Origin of the sequence: Lysinibacillus sp. FSL M8-0216 (genome assembly GCF_038595555.1) — a bacterium.
GTDB lineage: Bacteria > Bacillota > Bacilli > Bacillales_A > Planococcaceae > Lysinibacillus > Lysinibacillus fusiformis.
Window position 1 is genome coordinate 2332074 of sequence record NZ_CP152007.1, and the last position, 20561, is coordinate 2352634.

The following is a 20561-nucleotide window of genomic DNA, read 5'->3' on the forward strand; positions in this document are numbered from 1 at the left end:
GGAAGAAGAGAATGAAGGATGTATATCTATTTAGTGGCTTTTTAGGAAGTGGCAAAACATCGATGCTGACAGATGTGATTCGCCAACTAAAGGAGAAAAATTTAAAGCCCGCGGTTATTATGAATGAACTGGGCAAGCTACCATTTGACTCACAGGCCGTGGAAAAGGATATTCCGCTCAAAGAGATGCTAGAAGGCTGTATTTGCTGTTCTGGTGCTGAAAAAACAGAGGCACAAATTCAATCTCTTCTATTAGATAGTGATTTTGATGTATTAATTATTGAAACAACGGGTGCTGCCCATCCGGTCGAGGCTTTAGATGCGGTATATTCACCATTGTTTGCTGATAAGCTTAATGTCAAAGGCATTGTAACAGTGGCTGATTCAAAGCTATGGCTTCACCGTGATACGCTGACACCACAAGTACGTTCTCTATTTATGGAACAAATTCGCCATGCACACTTATTATTAGCAAATAAAACGGATCTTTTAACAGAGGCAGAGCAAGCGCAAGTAGTCTATGAGCTACAAAGCTTAAATCCCCATGCCTTTATTTTGCAAACGACGAATGGACGAGTACCACTGTCATTATTAGAGAATTTAAAGGCAACGACACAAATGGATAAAGCTGATATTGTGAAAGCGCCGATAGCCTCTATGCAACTTGGCTCGCGCTTAGTAGAATTTACGGATATGGAGTTTACCCAGGAGCAATTTGAAGAATGGGTACGTGCATTACCTGAAACAATTTATCGAATGAAAGGGTATGTGCCGATAGAAGGCATTAAAAATCCAATGCTGTTCCAATATGCATATGGCATGGTTCAATGGCTACCGGAATATATAAAAATGCCAGCGAAACTTGTTATTATTGGTGAAAACGTAGGAACTCTTCCTGTTATTGGCATTTAATAAAGAAAATGTAAACCTGTGGATTATTGCACAATTTAGACAATGTGTGGATTACGCAGGTTTTTTTATTTTTATGTAAAGAGAATGTAACGTGTCTGTAATATATTTGTAATATAAATAGTGAGAAGAGCCACTAGAACTAGTGATATCACAATTCTGGCGGCTTTCAATCAGGATCATTAGAGTAACTGAATCATTGAATAACGCATACATTTTGGATTCACTTTTATGGTGAATTTACGATAATATTTGCTAGATTTATAGGGGTGTCAACCCACTTTCAAACGTAAGTATTTCATAGATTGGTTAATCCTACTAAGAAATATAGCAAAAAAACCCCGATTTTTCGCGTATTTATTGCCGTATTGGCGTAGTTAGCAGATGCTGGTAAGAATTTAATGAAAATTATCCTTTACGATTAATGGCATAGAAGGAGGAATTGCAAACATGAAAAAAACACTAACTGCAATTTGTGCAACATTTCTTTTAGCAGCTCCAATTCAAATAGCTTCTGCTGCTACAAATACAACAGAGGGGAATTCAGTAAAGCAAACAACAAACTGTAAAGTTTATTATAAATGGTCTAACAATCATAAATGGAATATTCAATTCCCGCAGGCATCTACACCATCTAAAGAGACGCCTACAACAAATAATAACAATACGGCAACTACGCCAAACAATAATCAATCATCACAAAACGAAAAGCCAGCAACACCACCAACTAGCTCTACACCTTCAACAACAACTTCAGATGTGAATGCATTTGAACAAGAGGTAGTAAAATTAACAAACGCTGAACGTACAAAGGCTGGTTTATCTCCATTACAAACAGATGATAAATTAATGGCGGCAGCTCGTGAAAAATCACAAGATATGCAAAGTAATAACTATTTCTCACATACAAGTCCAACATTCGGTTCACCATTTGATCGTATGAAAGCTTTAGGAATCGCCTATAAAAGTGCAGGAGAAAACATTGCACAAGGTCAACGTTCTCCACAAGAAGTAGTACAAGCGTGGATGGACTCACCTGGTCACCGTGCTAACATTTTAAATGGTAAATTTACACATATTGGTGTAGGTTACGTGAAATCAGGTAATTACTGGACACAACAATTTATTACAAAATAAGATTCTTGTTTACGAAAATGTCTTATAAGTCTACTAGGCTTATAGGGCATTTTTTTATTGAATGAATGTAGAAGTGGGAAGTACAGGTAGAGCCAAAAATAAATATTAAAAAGATGCCTAGTTAAAATCCGTCTGGGCATCTTTTTATGGAGATGAATCCGTTATAAATTTGTTTGAAATAAGAGAAAAATGCTTATACTCTCCAGTAGAGGAGGCGTTTTATGGATAGAGTGGAATATATGATGAAAAGCCTGCAAAAAGCATTCTACCATTCCTCTGATTTGACAGTCAGACAGGTAGATTGGCATGAAGGCAATACAGCTATTTTATGCTTTTACGCTTCTCTTGTAGATGCTAAGGAAGTTCAAAAAGTTTTAGATACAATTTATGCACGTTTAGATACAGCAAAGCCTTTTTGGAGTGAAACATTAATTACGACATTAGAAAATTTTTCATTACCCCTTGCGATAGAGCGAGTTTGTCAGGGAGAAACCATCGTTATATTGCCTGATACAGGAAAAATGCTGGCGCTTACTATAGTGAATGAAGTTCGACGTAACCTCGAAGAACCGAGTAGCGAAAGTATTTTACGTGGCTCTCATGAAGGTCTAATTGAGCGTGTGGATACCAATTTAGCGTTAATACGTAGACGTATTAATAATCCTGCATTGGTCGTGAAATCATTTTCGATTGGCCAACAAACGAAATCAAAGGCGTATTATCTTTATATGGATGGGGTTATAAAGCCAGAGACATTACAAGAGATAGAGAAGCGGATTGCTGCTCTTCAAATTGATTATTTTTATAGCTCTGGTCAATTAAGTGATGCGCTAGAGGATTCTGTGTTATCTCCATTTCCGCAATTGTTAAATACCGAGCATCCAGATCGTGTAGTAGCCAATTTAGTGGAGGGTAAGGTTGTGGTCATGACGGATATTTCACCGACCGCATTTATTGCTCCTGTCACTTTTTTTTCATTCTATCAGACGCCAGATGATTATAATGGTCGAGTTGTAGTCGGTTCTTTTTATAAAATTGTTCGACTTCTGTCGTTTTTAACTGCCGTTTTTTTACCAGCCTTTTATATTGCCATTATAAGCTTTCATTTTGAAGTGCTACCATTGGAATTAAGTAATCAAGTGAAAAATGACGTAAATGATATTCCTTATCGACCGCTAATTGAAGCATTGATTCTAGAGATTATTATGGAATTGATTCGAGAGTCTAGCATTCGATTACCACAATCTGTAGGGCAGACAATTGGAATCGTAGGGGGATTAGTCATAGGGGATGCCATCGTCAGTGCGGGATTAGTTTCTAATTTAATGGTCATTGTTGTTGCATTAACGGCTATTTCCAGCTATGTTGTCCCGTCAGTCGAGATAAATAGTACTATTCGCATGATCCGTTTTCCGTTTATGGTACTAGCCTCTTTGTTTGGTTTTTTAGGGATTGTCGTAGGAGTTGTCATTTTACTCATTCATTTAATTAATTTAACGTCTTTAAAACAGCCTTATTTTTCACCTATCATTCCTTTTCAACCGAAGGCAGTGCTTAAAATTTTTCTACGCTGGCCGTTTATTAAACCGACCGTGCAAGTTACATCGTTTCAACCACCAAAAGATGAGCAAACGAAAAACGAGGATACACCATGAATGTTTCCCTGACAAAGGCGCAGTTCTTTTTACTATTATTTATTTTTCAAACGGGTGTTGTCTACATCGCCTTTCAAACTCCTTTAATTATTTCCAGTAGAAATAGCTCATGGTTCATTTTTATTATAGCAAGTGTCATACATTATGGCCTACTCCTATTTTTTGAACGGTATTACTCGTATTTCTATTTAAATGGTTTCTTTCGTTGGGTGTATCAAATCTATTGGCTACTAGTGACCGTTGTCTTTATTGCCTATATGAGCTATGTTTTGGCATCGTGGGTGCTACCACAAACGCCCGAGTGGATTGTTGTTGTCATTATAGTAGGCCTTTCGTTATATGCCAACCTAAGTAGACCAGAAACGGTCATCAATATTGGTGTATTACTCATTCCCCTTATTTTTCTATTTGTGATTTTTCTCATGCTAACCATACCCGGTTTAACGTGGAGTAATCTTTTTCCGATTGAATGGAATCATACAAAACAAATAGTAGCTGGCCTGATTCATAGTATCTATGCTTATTTTGGTATTGAAATGTACCTTATTTATCGCCCATTTTTACAAAAAGATTTACAAGTAAAGGGAAGACCCTTATTGACCTATCAACTAGTCATATTCGTCTTTTACTTTATCTCGGTACTTTTTACGCAAATGTTTTTCTCTTTGGATGAAATTAATCTCATACCAGAACCCATTATGTATATTTTAAAATCACAGGAAGTCACATTTGTGAAGCGACTTGATATTTTTTTCGTCTATATTTGGCTTTCCTGGTCGATTGTTACTATTATGATTTATGGGCTATCTTTCAGAGTGCTTCATTTTATGAAACAAAAGAAGCATCCGAGAAGAAGTATTATTGTGTATCATCTTTTCCTAGCCATTCTACCGCTTTTTGTCTTACATTTTCGAAGCATTGAGTTTATCAAAAATTCTTTACACTACGTATTCATCTTCTTTACTATTTTATTGCCTATAGTCATAATTGGTTGGAATAAATGGAGGGGAAAAAGTGTTTCGTAAAGGAATTGTAATGGTCCTGTCGATGTTACTGCTAGCTGGCTGCTGGGATGAAAGACTTTATAAAAACTCTTCCGTTGTGACGCTTGTTGGGATAGAAGGTTATGTTGGAACGTATAAAGGGTATTATGCTTATCCAACTTCAATGACTCAAGTAACGGAAATTATCGAGGCTGAAGGGTTATCACCTCGTGAAGTGCGGACAAATGCCAATTTAAAAGTGGAGCAAACACTTGATTTATCGGAGCTATCAACAATTCTGATTTCCGATCGTACGGCGAGGGAGTCAATCTTTGAACTATTGGATATATATTTTCGGGACCCTCAAAATCCTATATCTATCAAAATCGCGCTTACTGATGGTGATGTTAAACCGTTTGTAGATTTGACAAAAGATCTTGCCGGTAGCGCGGGGAGCTATTATCAGCGATTTATCGAAAGTTCAGAGGATAATACCTATTTTCCAAAGATCGATTTGCAAGTAGTGGGTTCTATGCTTTTGGATCAGACCATTGATATTGCTCTGCCTTATTTTCAACTTAATGAAGATAAAAAGCATGCGGTGGCAGGGGGCTTAGCTATATTTTCGGGACGAAGCTTTACCGGCACTGTCTTAACACCATCCCAATCCTTAACGATGCTGCTATTAATGAATAAAAAAAGTAAAGCAGCACGAATGAGCTATCTGTGGCAAAATGATGGGAAGGTCAATCCAATTACAGTTGATGTGTTAAAGGTGAAGCGTAAATGGACTGTCAATGAGGAATTACGAACAATAGATATGAGTTATACCATTGATGTGGAGGTTGAAGAATTTCCGCACGATCATTTATATAAGGATGAAATTTTTCAAGACGTACAACAAATGATAGAGGAAAACATGCAAGCTGAGTTTGAGGAAGTCTTGCGGATTCTTCAAAATCAAAAGTCTGATACATTAGGGATTGGTCGTCATATTCGGGCGTATCATCCAAACATGTTTAAGGAAGATTGGCATACCGAATTCTCCTCTTTATTACTCAAACCGAAAGTGGAAGTAAAAATCATTCGAACAGGAGTTTTACGTTAAAAAAATCGCCTTTCCTAGAACAATGGAAAAGGCGATTTTTATTATGCAACAGTCACTCTTTTTTGAACAAGTAGCAAGCGAATCAATAGCGTAGCAGCGCCAGTAGTCAATCCTGCGACGAGTCCGATCCAATAGCCAAAAGGCCCTAAATCTGTATGGGTCGCAAGCAAATAACCAACTGGTAAACCAATTACCCAGTAAGAAATAATAGCCATAATAAATGTTATCATCACATCTTTATAGCCTCTTAAAGCTCCTTGCACAGGGGCTTGGATAGAATCAGATAGCTGAAAAATAGCGGCAAATACTAAAAATTGCACAGCATATTCAATTACGTTGCTATCTGTCGTATACATATGCGCAACAGGTTCACGCAAAATAAAGAGTATACAAGCAGAAATAAAGCTAAAGACAATGGCAGTACCAACACAAAGATAACTATACGTACGTGCATCCCTCATGCGACCGGCACCAATCTCAAAGCCTACTAATATCGTGACACCCATTGAAATACTTAGGGGTACCATATAAAGGAGGGAAGTGAAATTAATCGCAATCTGATGGGCTGCGATGATGGTTGTGCTAAAATTACTCATCATCATGGTGACGGCCGAAAAGATACTTGTTTCTGCGAAGAGTGAAATGCCTATCGGTACACCAATTAGCAAAATTTCCTTCCATTGTAGCCATGAAGGCTTGCGCCAATTGTGAAACATCCGGAAGCGTTCGAAAGGCACTCGTTTTGCGATAATCCAAGCTGTAATGAAGAAAATCAGCCAGTAAGTAATGGCTGTGGCTACGCCTGCTCCAATCCCACCAAGCTCAGGTGATCCGAATTTTCCGAAAATAAAGCTGTAATTTAATACGATATTTATCGGTGTTGTCATTAAGGTAATGATCATTGTGACACGTGTTTGTCCTAGTGCATCAATGAAACAACGCATAACAAAAAATAAAAATAGTGGCAAAAGACCAGCGCACATCGCATAGATGTAGCCCTTTGCTATATTATGTACAGATGTTTCTAAGCTCATCTTGCTAAGTATCCAATCGATGCCAAAGAAAAGTCCAATGAAAATAATGACGGACAGTGTAATGGCTACATAAATGCCTTGCTGAACAGCCTTTTTAGCATCCATTTCCTTTTTTGCCCCTACAAGCTGGGAGACAATCGGTGTAATGGCTAGGAGAATGCCCGATAGTCCAGTATAAATAGGCATCCAGATGGAGGAACCAATCGATACGCCTGCTAAATCCGCCGTCCCATAGCGACTTGACATTAACACATCAAAAAAAGAAACGAGGTAGATAGCTACTTGGGTTACTAAAATAGGGATGATCATTTTTAAAAGTAGTGCGTATTTTTCTTTCAAAGTGGATGTTTGATACATGTATGATACTTCCTTCATTAACATAATGAACAAGTATAGCATATGTAAAGAGAGAAAAGCTGAAAATTTATTGCTTCATCTATATCTTTTCGTCGGCATATAGTAAAATAGAACACTGTACACAAAAAGTAGTCTACCTACAATGTTTTTTAAGGAATAGGAGAATTCATGTGAAACAACAAACAATCATTTTAACCGGTGGTGGGACAGCTGGCCATGTATCGTTAAACCAAGCGATACTCCCGTCTTTACTTGAACTAGGTTATGATGTCCACTATATTGGCTCAGAACAAGGTATTGAAAAAGAATTAATTGGTGAGACGTTCCCTAATGTGCCGTTTTATGGCATTGCAAGTGGTAAATTGCGTCGTTACTTTTCGATGAAAAATTTTACAGATCCATTTAAGGTGCTTGCTGGAATGATGCAGGCTTTTCGTATTATCAAAAAAGTAAAGCCGCAAGTCGTATTTTCAAAAGGGGGCTTTGTTTCTGTCCCTGTTGTCATGGCAGCCAAGCTGGCGGGTGTTCCAGTCGTAATCCATGAATCAGATGTGACACCTGGGCTTGCCAATAAAATAGCTTTACCTTTTGCCTCTCATGTGTTTACCATTTTTGAAGAAACACTGAAGCATTTACCAAGTGACAAAGCAACTTGTACAGGTTCCATCATTCGTCCTGAGTTGTTGAAAGGGGAAAGAGCAAAAGGATTAGCATACTGTGGCTTTACAACATTAAAGCCTGTTTTACTTGTCATGGGTGGTAGCTTAGGCTCAGTTGTTCTGAATGATGCCCTTCGAAAAAATTTACCAGAGCTGTTAAAACAGTTTTACGTGATTCATTTATGTGGAAAAGGAAACTATGATGAGTCGTTAGAATCATTGTCCGGCTACAAACAATTTGAATATGTGACGACGGAGCTGCCTGATTTAATGCATGCAGCAGACTTCATTGTGTCTCGAGCGGGATCAAACTCTATTTTTGAGTTTTTAGCACTTCATAAACCAATGCTTTTGGTGCCTTTATCTGCCCAAAAAAGCCGTGGTGATCAAATATTAAATGCCAATTTATTTAAAAAGCAGGGCTATGCAGAAGTGTTACAGGAAGAAGCTTTAACAAAGGAATCCTTTATGAAGTCTGTTTATACACTAACAGGGCGTAAAGAGGAAATGGTTGAAACGATGTCCAAAACTCAAAAACCAAAAACGCCTGACGAGATGGCGTCATTAATTTTGAACTATCAAAAATAAAAGTCATTAAAAAAGCTATGAGGGATATCGATGATGACAGCACCTCATAGCTTCTCTTATTTTAATAGGCTTACATTGCTTGTTCTTCGCCTTCTTGCATTTCATAAGCAGTTGTTAAGTAGAATAAATCTTTTGGAATTTTAAATAGATCAAATTGTGCCATACCACTATTTACTTGAGCTAACAAAGTTGGATGACTTTCATTAGCGCTCACTATATAGGGTAATTTTAACGCAGCACGCTGTGATTTTATATTTTCAACACGAATACGGAGGAATACCGTATGGAAATTATAATCAAAAAATAACTCATTCAAAAAAAGCATTTTTGCCTTTTGATTGTAGCCTTTTCCTTGGTAAGGGAGTCCAATCCACGTTCCTAAAAAACCTGCACCGTCCTCAACATCGTGTATACTAATGGTGCCGATTGGTTGACCCCAGTCATCAGTGATGGTCCTCGAGATAGCGAGTCCTCTCGCTTCCTCTTCGATCAGTTGCTTTGTCATAAACCAGTATTCATCAGCGGATGTGGCTTTCTGACGGACAAAAGGGAATACAGAAGGGTGTGATAATAGTTCATAAAGCTCTGTACATTCATGCAGGTCTCGATGTTTAAGCATACGAAACGCCTCCTTTACTAGGGTAGTTAAAACAATTCCGTTGAAGCATAAAGAAGAAAACTAAAATTCGTACTGGAATTAAAACCCAAAGAACTAGACGTTATAACTATGATATTCCATAATCTCCCGCTGTCTTACTGATTTCGACCATACCGAAAAAAGACTAGTTTTTTAAATATAATATAACATGCTAGCTGTTTCATGCAATCATTTTGCTCGTAAAAAACAAAATTTTTAGTTTAATAGTCAGTAAATTCTGATAAATGAATAGAAATATTCAATTTATTTTACATATTTAAAATTAAGTAAATCATATCACTTTTATCTATTATTAATCGATTGTATGAAACTTTAGTAGTATATTTTTATGTTTAAATAGCTAAATTATCAAAAATATCCTTAAAAGGATATAATTTATCTAATTCTAGAAAGGTAATTTTTTATTTTTATGTTATAATAATAGAATTAGTTTTTACGTATAATTAAGCATATACATAGTTTTTTATTATGATGGCAATGGCCTTTTCTGGAGGTGACAGTATGGAGTATCTTTTAAGCGAAGATTTTTTTAATGAATTATTTATTGGCAATGATTTTGTTTTTCTTATGAAAAAAGTAGAGGAAGATTTTCAATATATTCGCTTAAACTATGCAGCTCGAGAACTGTTATCGATCGATGTAATTGGAAAAATGCTTTCCGCAGTTACCTCAAATCGAAATTTTTCGATCATTCAGAAAAACTATCATCATGCAATTGCAGAACATATACAGGTTGACTATGTAGATTATGCATATGTGCAGTCGGAGGTTCGTAAATATGAAACAACTGTACGCCCATTGCACTATAACCAAGAAGACTATGTTTTAGCAATTACCAAGGAAATTCACTATGATCGTAGTATTGAAGATAAATTTTTGTTTATGCGGTCCATGTTCGACCATGCCTTTTTTTCGACCGTTGTATTATCAGCTGAAGGTATGATTTATGAAGTGAATTCAAGCTTTATGAAAGATTTTCAATTAGATAATGAAGCCGTCAAACAAAAAATGTTTATTGATTTACCGATTGTTCCAAAAGAAGAAGTGCAGCAAATTAAATTGTATTTACAACAAGCGGCTAGTGGAGAAAACGTGAATGAAAAGTTTGTGAAATTGCTTACGTTGGACCAGCAAGAACGCATGTATTTACTGTCACTATCGCCTGTCATGCAGGAGGACAATTCCTTTGCAATCTTTCTTATTATGCAGGATTTCACACAGTTCACCTTGCAAAAGGCCGAACTACGGTCGAAATCTCATGGCTTTGAAGTGTTTAAATCGGCATTAAATTCAGCTACGGCCATAGCTATTTTAGATAGTGCAGGCCATATTTCAGAAGTGAGTGAGATGTTTTTACAAGCCTCAGGTTACACGGAAGAGGAATTAATTGGGCAGTCTTATGCACTACTTAAGCCTCGGTACCAAACACAAAATTTTTTACAATTAATCAATGACAAACTTGCTAGTGGAGAGATCTGGCGGGGAGAGCTGTGCTATCGCACAAAATATCATGCTGATTATTGGGTGGAGGCAACCATTGTTCCATTAAAAAATGAATTTGGTCAGATTGAACAAATTTTAACCATTAACTATGATATTACAGACAAGAAAAGAATGTTCACAGAATTAAAAAATATTGAACGTACTTTCCGTCTCATTACGGAAAATACGAATGATTTAATTGTTATTACGAATGAGGATGGAATCATTATTTATACGTCACCATCCTATGAAATATATTTAGGCTATGAAAATGGGGAGCTACAAGGTCAGTTTTACAGTGCCATTATTGATACAGAAAGCCAGCATGAATGGCAAACATTTTTAAATAACTTTACTGGTCAAACAGATACCCAGTTCGAACTTTTGCTGAAGGCAAAGGACGGCACACCTATTTGGACAGAAGGGAATGTCACGGTGGTCCATGATCCTGATCGAGAAAAAGTTTCTCAAATTATGATGGTGTCCCGTGAAATTACCCATCGTAAAGAGAGGGAAAATGATTTGCTTTATCTTGCCTATCATGATTCTTTAACACAACTGCCCAATCGCCGTTATTTACAAAATGAGTTTCCGACAATATTGGCAGAGGCCGACGAAAACAATGCAAGTGTAGCGATGCTTTATTTGGATGGTGATGATTTTAAAGCTGTCAATGATCGCTTTGGCCATGATACAGGAGATGCGTTTATTCAGAGCTTTGGTCACGCTTTGAGCAAAACCGTTCGAAGTCATGATATCGTTATTCGAATTGGAGGCGACGAGTTTCTCGTCATCCTAACAGGTTTAACAAGGGAAATTGATAAAAGGCATAGTCAAATTATGCATATTATTCGTCGCATTCGTGATGAATTAGCAGCGGGCTGGATGATTGAGGATCATCAGTTCACACCAACTGCTTCAATAGGAATTTCCTACTATCCAGATCATGCCCAAACATTGGATGAATTAATGGATTTGGCTGATCAAGCTTTATATAAATCAAAAGAAGCTGGGAAAAATAATCTCTTTATTTCGGAAGCTCATTAAAAAAGTCTGTCCACAAGTTATTCCTTGTGAGACAGACTTTTTATTTGATGTTATGCTATAACAGTATAGGGATAAAAATCCTGCATCGTTATTTCGGAATAGAAGGTGATTATGTGCCTAAGAAAATATTAGTAGTGGAAGATGAAAAGCATATTGCACGTTTTGTTGAGCTAGAGCTACAGCATGAAGGCTATGACGTGACGGTTGCCTTTGAAGGGCGTGAGGGGCTATCTTTAGCAACAATTGAAGCATTTGATGTGCTATTACTTGACGTGATGCTACCGGGCATCAATGGTATTGAAATTTGTCGGCGAGTTAGGACACAATCTCAAGTACCTATTATTTTAATAACGGCAAGAGACGCTGTTATGGATCGTGTAGCTGGCCTTGATGCTGGAGCAGATGACTACATCGTCAAGCCATTTGCGATCGAAGAACTATTAGCAAGAATTCGAACGATTTTACGTCGTGCAACAACACAAGAGCCAGCAAATAGTGAATTTTTGAGTTTACGTGATATTGAGATAGATATCGCAGCCTATGAAGTTTTCGTGCAAGGGAATAAACTTGACCTTACAAAGACAGAATATGATTTACTGAAACTATTAATCGAACACAAAAATAGAGTTTGTACACGCGAGCATATTCTAACATCTGTATGGGGCTACGATACAGATATAGAGACCAATGTGGTAGATGTGTATATACGTCATTTACGGACGAAGCTCCCAGGTGATACGAATGCCTATATTGAAACGGTTCGAGGGGTTGGGTATGTGATGCGGGAATGAACAAGTTACTGATGTATCTCCGTCGTCAATCTTTACAGAAAAAATGGATGCTCACATCGAGTAGTGTGATTTTTTTAAGCTATACGATTATTTGCGTGGTTGTTTATATTTCTCTCCATACATGGCTTTTAAATGATGAGGAAAGCAAGGTTGAACGGACTAGCAGGGATATTATTTCATTTTTACAATCACAGGGACCGGATATTACGATTCAACAAATTCAACAAAATACTGGTTTGCTCAAATCGATTGTCGATCGAGATGAAACTGTTAGAATGTTTAATGCGGACGGCGTGGATATTTTGCGTATCAATAATACTTCAGCTGCTGCACCTCTTAACTCCATGCAGGAGATTTTTGAGACGACCATTGATAAGCAGGATGTACTGGTCATGAATGAACCAATACGACTAGGCTTTTTTCAAGGGTATGTCCAAGTTGTCCATCCGCTCAACGGTTTTCAATCGCTTATGCATTATTTATTAACAGCTATGCTCATCGCAGGTCTTGGGGCATTGGTGTTATCAGGCTCTATTGGGTATTATCTAGCCAATTATTTAATGAAGCCATTGCGTGAATTACGTGCTTCCATGAAAATGGTGATGGATCAAGGCTTTAATGAGCCTATACAGCTAACCTACACATCACACGATGAGATTGGTGATTTGTTGAAAATGTACAATGCCATGATGAATGAGCTGCAAATTTCTTTTACACAGCAGCAACAATTTGTCGCTGATGCTTCTCATGAGCTTCGTACGCCAATCCAAGCTATCGAAGGCCATCTTTCTCTGCTAAAAAGATGGGGCAAAAATGATCCAGCTATTTTAGAGGAGTCAATCGATACTTCCTTAACAGAAATCGCTCGCATGCGTAAAATGATTGAGGAGTTATTAGAGCTTGCAAGACGTGAGGAAAAAGATGAGATGAGTGAGGCAAATGCACAATCGGTGATTGAGGCTGTTATCGATGAAATGAGGCTTGTACACCCAAAAGCGCGAATTTTGCTGTCGAAAAATGATGAAATGGGTCCTTTATTTATAACTGAAAATGCACTAAGTCAAATCATTCGTAATATAATAGAAAATGCAATTCGTTATTGTGAAAAAATTCCTAAGATACAAATTTCTATTTCAGTTGCTGGAAATTATGCATGTTTAGAAATTGCTGATAATGGTATAGGAATAGCAAAAGACAATATTCCTTTTATCTTTGATCGTTTTTATCGAGTGGATGAGGCAAGAAACCGTCAAATTGGTGGAACTGGCTTAGGATTAAGTATTTCGAAGATGTTGCTTGAAAAATATAATGCGACGGTAGAAGTCAAGAGTGAGGTTAATATTGGAACCGTTTTCTCATTAAAGATCCCGCTAAAATATTAAGAAAAATGCACGCTTTATTTCATTATTCTATCCTTTGCGAAAAAAATTGCTTAATTTGCTAAAAAGAGTTGTATTTTTTGTGAAGAGTAGTAAGATTGAGATGGAAAAAACGTTCTTTAAAATATGGAAAAGTAGTGTAAAACATTCTTTTAAAGAACGGCTAAATATTATATAATTAATTGCAATTTAATTAATGGAACTGCCGAAAGGCAAAATTTGGAGGTCATTTTTCATGTCGAACAACGTTACAACTGTAAGTTCTCCATGGTCAGCTTTCTCTGGTCCTAACTTAGGATATGTGATGGAGCAATACGACTTATTCTTACAGTCTCCTGAAGAAGTAGAACCGGAGTTAGTTTCTTTATTCCAACAATTTGGTGCACCAGTAGTAGTAGAAGGTGAAGTAGCTGTAGCTAGTCATACAGCAGCGGCTCCTGCTGGCGATTACAAAAAAGTGTTAGCCGCTGTGAAATTAGCCGATGCAATCCGTTCACGCGGTCATTTAGCAGCAGATATTTATCCTCTGAAAAACCGTGAACTACAAACAGCTCAAATTGAAGAAAGCGCGTTCAACTTAAGCGCTGCAGATTTAGCTGAAATTCCTGCAGCAATCTTCTTCAAAGATGTGCCAGCAAACGTGAAAAATGGTAAGGATGCAATTGACTATTTAAAAGCTATTTATACAAATAAAGTAGCGTTTGAATATGAACATGTAGTAGCTACAGAAGAACGTAATTGGATTCAAGCACAAATTGAATCTGGCTCTTTCCAACAAGCACTTTCTTCTGATGAAAAGAAAGCCTTATTAGATCGTTTAACGCGTGTTGAAAATTTCGAGAAATTTATCCATAAAACATTTGTAGGACAAAAGCGTTTCTCTGGTGAGGGCTTAGATACGCAAATTGTACTATTTGATGAAATCATTAAAACTGCAGAAGCGCTAAGTGTTGAAAAAGTACGTATTGGTATGGCACACCGTGGTCGCTTAAATGTTTTAACACATATTTTAAATAAACCTTATGACATGATGTTCTCTGACTTTGCACATGTATCAAATGATTTATTTATGCCAGAAAATGGTCGCCTTGAAATTACAAAAGGGTGGACAGGTGATGTGAAATACCATATGGGTGCTTCTTATAACCGTGATTCAGGTATGAATGTAAAGCTTGCATACAACCCATCACACTTAGAAGTAGGCAATCCAGTAGTTCTAGGTGCTACACGTGCAACGCAAGATGACACTTCAAAACCAGGTCAAGCGATTCATGATCGCACAAAAGGCTTAGGAATTCTTGTGCATGGTGATGCAGCATTCCCAGGTCAAGGTATCGTAACTGAAGTATTAAACTTCGCTAAAACTGAAGGATTTACAACAGGTGGTACTATTCACATTATCGCGAACAATATGATCGGTTTCACGACTGAACAATATGATTCTCGTTCTTCTGTTTACTCTTCTGACCCAGCAAAAGGGTATGAAGTACCAGTAGTACATGTGAATGCAGATAGCCCAGAAGCAGTGGCACAAGTTGGTCGCTTTGCAGCTAACTACCGCCAAAAATTCGGTAAAGATATTGTCGTTGATTTAGTTGGTTACCGCCGTCATGGTCATAACGAAACTGATGATCCAACGGTTACAAACCCAGAAACTTATAAATTAGTATCTAAACACGAAACTGTACGTTCACTATATGGTGCAGCACTTGTAACAGAAGGTCTTGTATCAACTGAAGATGTAGCTGCATTAGATACAGCTATTTATGCAGAAATGCAAGCGGCTTATGATCATGTAAAAGAAATGGCTTCAAAAGATGAGCATCATCAATTAGAAATGCCAGAAGAATTAAAAATTGAATTCCCACAAATTGATACAGCAGTTGGGGCAGAACGTTTAGGTAAAATTAACGAAGAGCTTCTAGTGTTTGAAGAAAACTTCGAGCCACAGAAAAAGCTTGGCAAAATTTTAGAAAAACGTCGTGATGCATTTGCATCTGCGAAAATCGACTGGGGTCATGCGGAAACTTTAGCTTATGCAACTATTATCCAAGATGGCACACCAGTACGTTTCACAGGTCAAGACGCACAACGTGGTACTTTCTCACAACGTCACTTAGTGCTTCACGATAAAAACAATGGTAATGTCTTTACACCACTTCATCATATTTCTGGTGCAAGTGCATCCTTTTCAGTGCACAACTCACCACTGACTGAAGCAGGGGTAGTTGGCTTTGAATATGGTTATAACTTAGAAAACGGCCATGTATTAACAGTTTGGGAAGCACAATTTGGTGACTTCGCGAATATGGCACAGGTAATGTTTGATAACTTCATTTCAGGGGCACGCTCTAAATGGGGTCAAAAATCTGGCATGGTGATTCTATTACCACATGGTTATGAAGGCCAAGGTCCAGAGCACTCTTCAAGCCGTATGGAACGTTATTTACAAATGTCAGCAGAAAATAACTGGTTTGTAGCAAACTGTTCAAATGCAGGTAACTACTACCACTTATTGCGCCGTCAAGCAGCGTTATTAGGTACTGAAGGTGTACGTCCACTTGTGGTTGTATCACCAAAATCATTATTGCGTCACCCATTAGCAGCAGCTAATGCTGAGCAATTAGCAGATGGTTCATTCCAAGAAGTGATTGAACAACCTGGCTTAGGTACAAAAACAGAAGCTGTAGAGCGTATCGTATTAGGTACTGGTAAAGTGATGATCGATTTAGCAGATCGCGTGAAAGATGGAGAAGGTTTCGATCACGTACACATTGTTCGTGTAGAACAACTTTACCCATTCCCAAAAGAGCAAGTTGCTGGTATTATTGCTAAGTATCCTAATGCAAAAGAAATCGTATGGGTACAAGAAGAACCTAAAAACCAAGGCTCATGGAATTATGCACTAGAAACATTATATGAACTTGCAGAAGGTAAAAAGCTTCGCTATGTAGGTCGTCCTGCAATGAGCTCAACTTCTGAAGGGGATGCAGATTCTCATAAAGCAGCTCAATCATCACTTATTGAAGAAGCAGTTGCTGAGCCAGTAAAGGTTAAATAATAACATATAAATATTGATAGCTGGGCTACTTGCCCATAAGCAGTAGCCCTTTTATGTGCGTCATGCACGTTAATCAAAGGAGGAAATGAAAGTGGCTGAAATTAAAGTCCCTGAATTAGCAGAATCGATTACAGAAGGTAGTATCGCACAGTGGGTAAAAAAAGTGGGCGATCGCGTTGAAAAAGGTGAATTCATCGTTGAACTTGAAACAGATAAAGTAAACGCTGAAATCATTTCTGAAGAAGCAGGTGTATTAACACAAATTTTAGCTGAAGAAGGCGATACTGTACTAGTTGGTCAAGTTATTGCTATCGTAGAAGCAGGCGAAGGCGCAGCAGCTGCACCAGCAACGGCGGCTCCAGCTGAAGCAGCTCCAGCTCCAGCAGCGCCACAAGCGGCTCCTACAGCACCAGTTGCAGCAGCTCCTGTAGTAGAAGAAACTTCTGGTGAGCGTGTTATCGCATCTCCAGCGGCACGTCGACTTGCACGTGAAAAAGGCATCGACCTTGCAGCGGTATCTCCAGTAGATCCACAAGGCCGTGTTCGTGTACAAGATGTGTCAGCACATGGTACAGCACCAGCAGTACCAGCACCAGCACCAGTAGCAACTACAGGTGGCCCAGTTGTATTCACACCAGCTGCTAATTCTGACCGTGTAACAATTGAAAAAATGAGCCGTCGTCGTCAAACAATTGCAAAACGTTTATTAGAAGTTAAACAATCAACAGCAATGTTAACAACATTCAACGAAATTGACATGACAAACATCATGGCACTTCGTAAACGTAAACAAGAAGAGTTTGTTAAAGCAAACGACATCAAACTTGGTTTCATGTCATTCTTCACAAAAGCTGTTGTTGCAGCACTGAAAAAATACCCATACGTAAACGCTCAAATCGTTGGCGATGAATTACATTTAAATAACTTCTTTGATATCGGTATTGCAGTATCAACTGAAGAAGGTTTAGTAGTACCAGTTGTACGCGATGCAAACAGCAAAAACTTCGCAGAAATCGAAAAAGATATCGCTAGCTTAGCGACTAAAGCTCGTGAGAAAAAACTAGGCTTAAATGACATGGCTGGTGGATCATTCACAATCACAAACGGTGGTGTATTCGGTTCATTAATGTCAACACCAATTATGAACGGTACTCAAGCTGGTATTTTAGGTATGCACTCAATTGTTAACCGTCCAGTTGCAGTAAATGGTGAAGTTCAAATCCGTCCAATGATGTACGTAGCACTTTCTTATGATCACCGTATCATCGATGGAAAAGATTCTGTAGGATTCTTAAAAACAGTTAAAGAATTAATCGAAAATCCTGAAGATTTATTATTAAATTCATAAATCCTTTAAACCCTGTAAACTTTGTTTTACAGGGTTTTTTTCTTGGTTTTCTGTATCACTAAAGTCTTTAGTGATTTTGAAAATACGAAACTATTTTCTTAGTATAAAAACCATTGATAGTAAAAATTTGTGGTTTTCCGGCGGATATATTGACAAAAATACATAGATTAACAATGGATAGGTCAAGCATAATACCCTAATATTGTCATTAGTCAGAAAAATGCTAAAACTCTCTTGACGTACATACTAGTTTTATAGTAGTATCTAAATATCAATTAAATAAACAAACCTCACTAACCTATAACAGTGAGGTAGAGGCGCGGTATTTATTAGTTCATTGTTGAGTACAAGCAAACAAAGACGCAATGAAGAAGGAAATATCGCCGAAGTATAAAAGGAGCTCGTACTTTTATGCTGGGTCTGCAGTGAATAAGTGCAGGACTGTCCTAGTGAATTCAATTCCAGGTTTACTAGGTTGTGCTATCTCGGAAACATGGAATTATAGTGAGGATTTGGGCAACTGTCATAAAAGGTAAGACCTAAGTTCACAAAACTTAGGTCTTTTTTCGTACAGTTGTCTTATTTTTTTACAGAAAAGGGGAGTTTTTCATGAAAAGAAAATGGCTGTTAGTAATGATCTCTATCATGACGGCAATTGTGCTAGCTGCATGTGGCACTAGCGACAAAAAAGAAGGCAGTTCAGGAGAAGCTGGCGCAGATAAGGAAGACGGCGGCGGTGAATTCCGAATTGGAATGGAGGCTGGCTACCCACCATTCAACTGGACACAGCAAAATGATGCAAATGGTGCGGTGAAAATTGCAGATAATGCAGAATATGCAGGCGGCTATGATGTACAAATGGCGAAAAAAATCGCTGAAGGCTTAGGCAAAGAATTAGTAATCGTCAAATTGGAATGGGACGGCTTAGTACCAGCGCTACAATCAAATAAAATTGATGCAATTATCGCAGGCATGTCGCCAACAGAAGAACGTAAGAAAACAATTGATTTTACAGAAAACTACTATACTTCTGATTTTGTTATGGTTATTAAAAAAGGCAGCAAATATGAAGGGGTCAAATCCATTCAAGATTTCTCTGGAGCAAAAATTACATCACAACTTAATACATCCAACTACAATGTGATAGACCAAATCAAAGATGTTAATAAACAAACAGCAATGGAAAGCTTCCCAGCTATGCGTGTAGCTTTAGAGGCAGGCAAAATTGATGGCTATGTTGCAGAACGTCCAGAAGGTATTTCCGCAGCTGCTGCCAACGATAAATTCACATACGTAGCATTTGAAGAGGGCTTCGATACAGATCTTTCAAATACGTCAATTGCTGTAGGCTTACGTAAAGAAGATGCGAATCTTGATAAAATCAATGAAATTCTAAAAGGAATTTCTGAAGATGATCGCCAAGCGATTATGGAAGAAGCTATTTCTCAGCAACCAGCAGCACAATAAAAAAATGGCACGGACTATTGACTAGTCCGTGCACTATCATTTCATCATTATTAAAATGAGAACCTCTCTACATAATGATAATGTCCTAGCGAAATAAAACATAGACTAGTAGAAAGAGCTAGGGCACGAAAAAGATAGCAAGCAACATGACATTGTTAGGAGGAACATCATGAGTCTTGAATGGATACTTTCAATTATTGAAAACAACTGGCAAATGTTTTTACGAGGTGCGTATTATACGTTACTAATTTCGACTATAAGTACAATTATTGGTGCATTTATCGGATTTTTCATCGGAATTATGCATACGATTCCAGTTCGTAAAAAAGGTGTGAAATTTTATGGCTTAAAGCTTATTAATTTTATACTCACATGCTATGTTGAATTTTTCCGTGGTACACCAATGATTGTACAGGCTATGGTTGTCTACTATGGATTAGATATTGCATTTGGCATAGACATGCACTTTATTACAGCAGGGATTTTAGTCGTTTCTCTTAATACAGGTGCCTATATGGCAGAAATTGTTCGCGGTGGTATTGTATCAATTGATAATGGTCAATATGAGGCAGCATCGGCTATCGGTATGAATCACTTCCAGATCATGCTTCACGTAGTTTTACCACAAGTAGCGCGTAACGTACTACCTGCGACAGGCAACCAATTAATTATGAATATTAAAGATACAGCCGTATTAAACGTTATTGGAGTAACAGAATTATTCTTCCAAACAAAATCAATCTCCGGTAACAACTTCCGTTATTTTGAATCATTCTTTGTAGCTTGTATTCTTTACTTCATCATGACATTTACTGCATCACGTATTCTGCTATATGTTGAAAAACGATTAGATGGACCAGATGCTTATCAAAAAGAACAAAAAGAAGCAATTTAGGGGG

The 20561-nt window shown here is 37.7% G+C and carries 15 protein-coding genes and 1 riboswitch; of the genes, 13 read left to right on the plus strand and 2 right to left on the minus strand.

What is annotated here, in order from left to right:
* Positions 1–11 precede the first annotated feature (11 nt).
* The 5 genes from MKX57_RS11470 to MKX57_RS11490 all read left to right on the plus strand — a co-directional run bounded on the left by MKX57_RS11470 (position 12) and on the right by MKX57_RS11490 (position 5791).
* On the plus strand, positions 12–911 hold the full coding sequence (locus MKX57_RS11470) for a CobW family GTP-binding protein (RefSeq protein WP_089984400.1): 900 nt from the start codon (positions 12–14) through the stop codon (positions 909–911).
* A gap of 447 nt (positions 912–1358) precedes the next feature.
* Positions 1359–2045, plus strand: a complete 687-nt coding sequence (locus MKX57_RS11475) for a CAP domain-containing protein (protein WP_008181638.1) — start codon at positions 1359–1361, stop codon at positions 2043–2045.
* Between the two features lie 221 nt (positions 2046–2266).
* Positions 2267–3700, plus strand: coding sequence for a spore germination protein (locus MKX57_RS11480; protein ID WP_089984397.1), 1434 nt, complete (start codon positions 2267–2269; stop codon positions 3698–3700).
* Positions 3697–4725: a GerAB/ArcD/ProY family transporter gene (locus MKX57_RS11485; protein WP_342551096.1), complete on the plus strand. Its 1029-nt coding sequence runs from the start codon at positions 3697–3699 to the stop codon at positions 4723–4725. Before MKX57_RS11480 ends, MKX57_RS11485 begins: the two co-directional genes overlap by 4 nt.
* Positions 4715–5791, plus strand: a complete 1077-nt coding sequence (locus tag MKX57_RS11490) for a Ger(x)C family spore germination protein (RefSeq protein WP_043990818.1) — start codon at positions 4715–4717, stop codon at positions 5789–5791. Before MKX57_RS11485 ends, MKX57_RS11490 begins: the two co-directional genes overlap by 11 nt.
* Positions 5792–5832: 41 nt before the next feature.
* Here the strand turns inward: MKX57_RS11490 and MKX57_RS11495 are convergent, their stop codons facing one another.
* Entirely contained in the window at positions 5833–7182 is a 1350-nt protein-coding gene (locus MKX57_RS11495) for an MATE family efflux transporter (RefSeq protein WP_342551097.1), read from the minus strand.
* 170 nt (positions 7183–7352) lie between these two features.
* Here MKX57_RS11495 and MKX57_RS11500 point away from each other — a divergent pair, with 170 nt between their 5' ends.
* Positions 7353–8429, plus strand: coding sequence for an undecaprenyldiphospho-muramoylpentapeptide beta-N-acetylglucosaminyltransferase (locus tag MKX57_RS11500; RefSeq protein ID WP_089984387.1), 1077 nt, complete (start codon positions 7353–7355; stop codon positions 8427–8429).
* 70 nt (positions 8430–8499) lie between these two features.
* Here the strand turns inward: MKX57_RS11500 and MKX57_RS11505 are convergent, their stop codons facing one another.
* Positions 8500–9048: a GNAT family protein gene (locus MKX57_RS11505; protein WP_025115397.1), complete on the minus strand. Its 549-nt coding sequence runs from the start codon at positions 9046–9048 to the stop codon at positions 8500–8502.
* Between the two features lie 540 nt (positions 9049–9588).
* Between MKX57_RS11505 and MKX57_RS11510 the strand changes: the two genes are divergently transcribed.
* From MKX57_RS11510 to MKX57_RS11540, 7 genes are all read left to right on the plus strand, one after another.
* Entirely contained in the window at positions 9589–11616 is a 2028-nt protein-coding gene (locus tag MKX57_RS11510; protein WP_089984383.1) for a diguanylate cyclase, read from the plus strand.
* A gap of 113 nt (positions 11617–11729) precedes the next feature.
* Positions 11730–12407: a response regulator transcription factor gene (locus MKX57_RS11515; RefSeq protein WP_043990791.1), complete on the plus strand. Its 678-nt coding sequence runs from the start codon at positions 11730–11732 to the stop codon at positions 12405–12407.
* Positions 12404–13789 carry a HAMP domain-containing histidine kinase gene (locus tag MKX57_RS11520; protein WP_008181236.1) on the plus strand — a complete coding sequence of 462 codons (1386 nt, stop codon included), beginning with the start codon at positions 12404–12406 and terminating at the stop codon, positions 13787–13789. Before MKX57_RS11515 ends, MKX57_RS11520 begins: the two co-directional genes overlap by 4 nt.
* 232 nt (positions 13790–14021) lie before the next feature.
* A complete protein-coding gene (locus tag MKX57_RS11525) occupies positions 14022–16847 on the plus strand; it encodes a 2-oxoglutarate dehydrogenase E1 component (RefSeq protein ID WP_036148259.1) in 2826 nt (941 codons plus the stop codon).
* Between the two features lie 91 nt (positions 16848–16938).
* On the plus strand, positions 16939–18195 hold the full coding sequence (odhB, locus tag MKX57_RS11530) for a 2-oxoglutarate dehydrogenase complex dihydrolipoyllysine-residue succinyltransferase (RefSeq protein ID WP_090001558.1): 1257 nt from the start codon (positions 16939–16941) through the stop codon (positions 18193–18195).
* A 304-nt stretch (positions 18196–18499) separates the two neighbouring features.
* A riboswitch (Lysine riboswitch) is annotated at positions 18500–18686 on the plus strand.
* Positions 18687–18804: 118 nt separating this feature from the next.
* A complete protein-coding gene (locus MKX57_RS11535; protein ID WP_089984375.1) occupies positions 18805–19662 on the plus strand; it encodes a transporter substrate-binding domain-containing protein in 858 nt (285 codons plus the stop codon).
* 169 nt (positions 19663–19831) lie between these two features.
* Positions 19832–20557 carry an amino acid ABC transporter permease gene (locus MKX57_RS11540; RefSeq protein WP_008181226.1) on the plus strand — a complete coding sequence of 242 codons (726 nt, stop codon included), beginning with the start codon at positions 19832–19834 and terminating at the stop codon, positions 20555–20557.
* The last annotated feature ends 4 nt before the right edge of the window (positions 20558–20561 follow it).

What these genes read in the sequence shown, in the direction of transcription:
- MKX57_RS11540 (WP_008181226.1), top strand. Translation starts at nt 19,832, where the DNA reads ATGAGTCTTGAATGGATACTTTCAATTATTGAAAACAACTGGCAAATG.
- MKX57_RS11510 (WP_089984383.1), top strand. Translation starts at nt 9,589, where the DNA reads ATGGAGTATCTTTTAAGCGAAGATTTTTTTAATGAATTATTTATTGGC.
- MKX57_RS11505 (WP_025115397.1), bottom strand. Translation starts at nt 9,048, where the DNA reads ATGCTTAAACATCGAGACCTGCATGAATGTACAGAGCTTTATGAACTA.
- MKX57_RS11495 (WP_342551097.1), bottom strand. Translation starts at nt 7,182, where the DNA reads ATGTATCAAACATCCACTTTGAAAGAAAAATACGCACTACTTTTAAAA.
- MKX57_RS11525 (WP_036148259.1), top strand. Translation starts at nt 14,022, where the DNA reads ATGTCGAACAACGTTACAACTGTAAGTTCTCCATGGTCAGCTTTCTCT.
- MKX57_RS11475 (WP_008181638.1), top strand. Translation starts at nt 1,359, where the DNA reads ATGAAAAAAACACTAACTGCAATTTGTGCAACATTTCTTTTAGCAGCT.
- MKX57_RS11520 (WP_008181236.1), top strand. Translation starts at nt 12,404, where the DNA reads ATGAACAAGTTACTGATGTATCTCCGTCGTCAATCTTTACAGAAAAAA.
- MKX57_RS11470 (WP_089984400.1), top strand. Translation starts at nt 12, where the DNA reads ATGAAGGATGTATATCTATTTAGTGGCTTTTTAGGAAGTGGCAAAACA.
- MKX57_RS11535 (WP_089984375.1), top strand. Translation starts at nt 18,805, where the DNA reads ATGAAAAGAAAATGGCTGTTAGTAATGATCTCTATCATGACGGCAATT.
- MKX57_RS11485 (WP_342551096.1), top strand. Translation starts at nt 3,697, where the DNA reads ATGAATGTTTCCCTGACAAAGGCGCAGTTCTTTTTACTATTATTTATT.
- MKX57_RS11480 (WP_089984397.1), top strand. Translation starts at nt 2,267, where the DNA reads ATGGATAGAGTGGAATATATGATGAAAAGCCTGCAAAAAGCATTCTAC.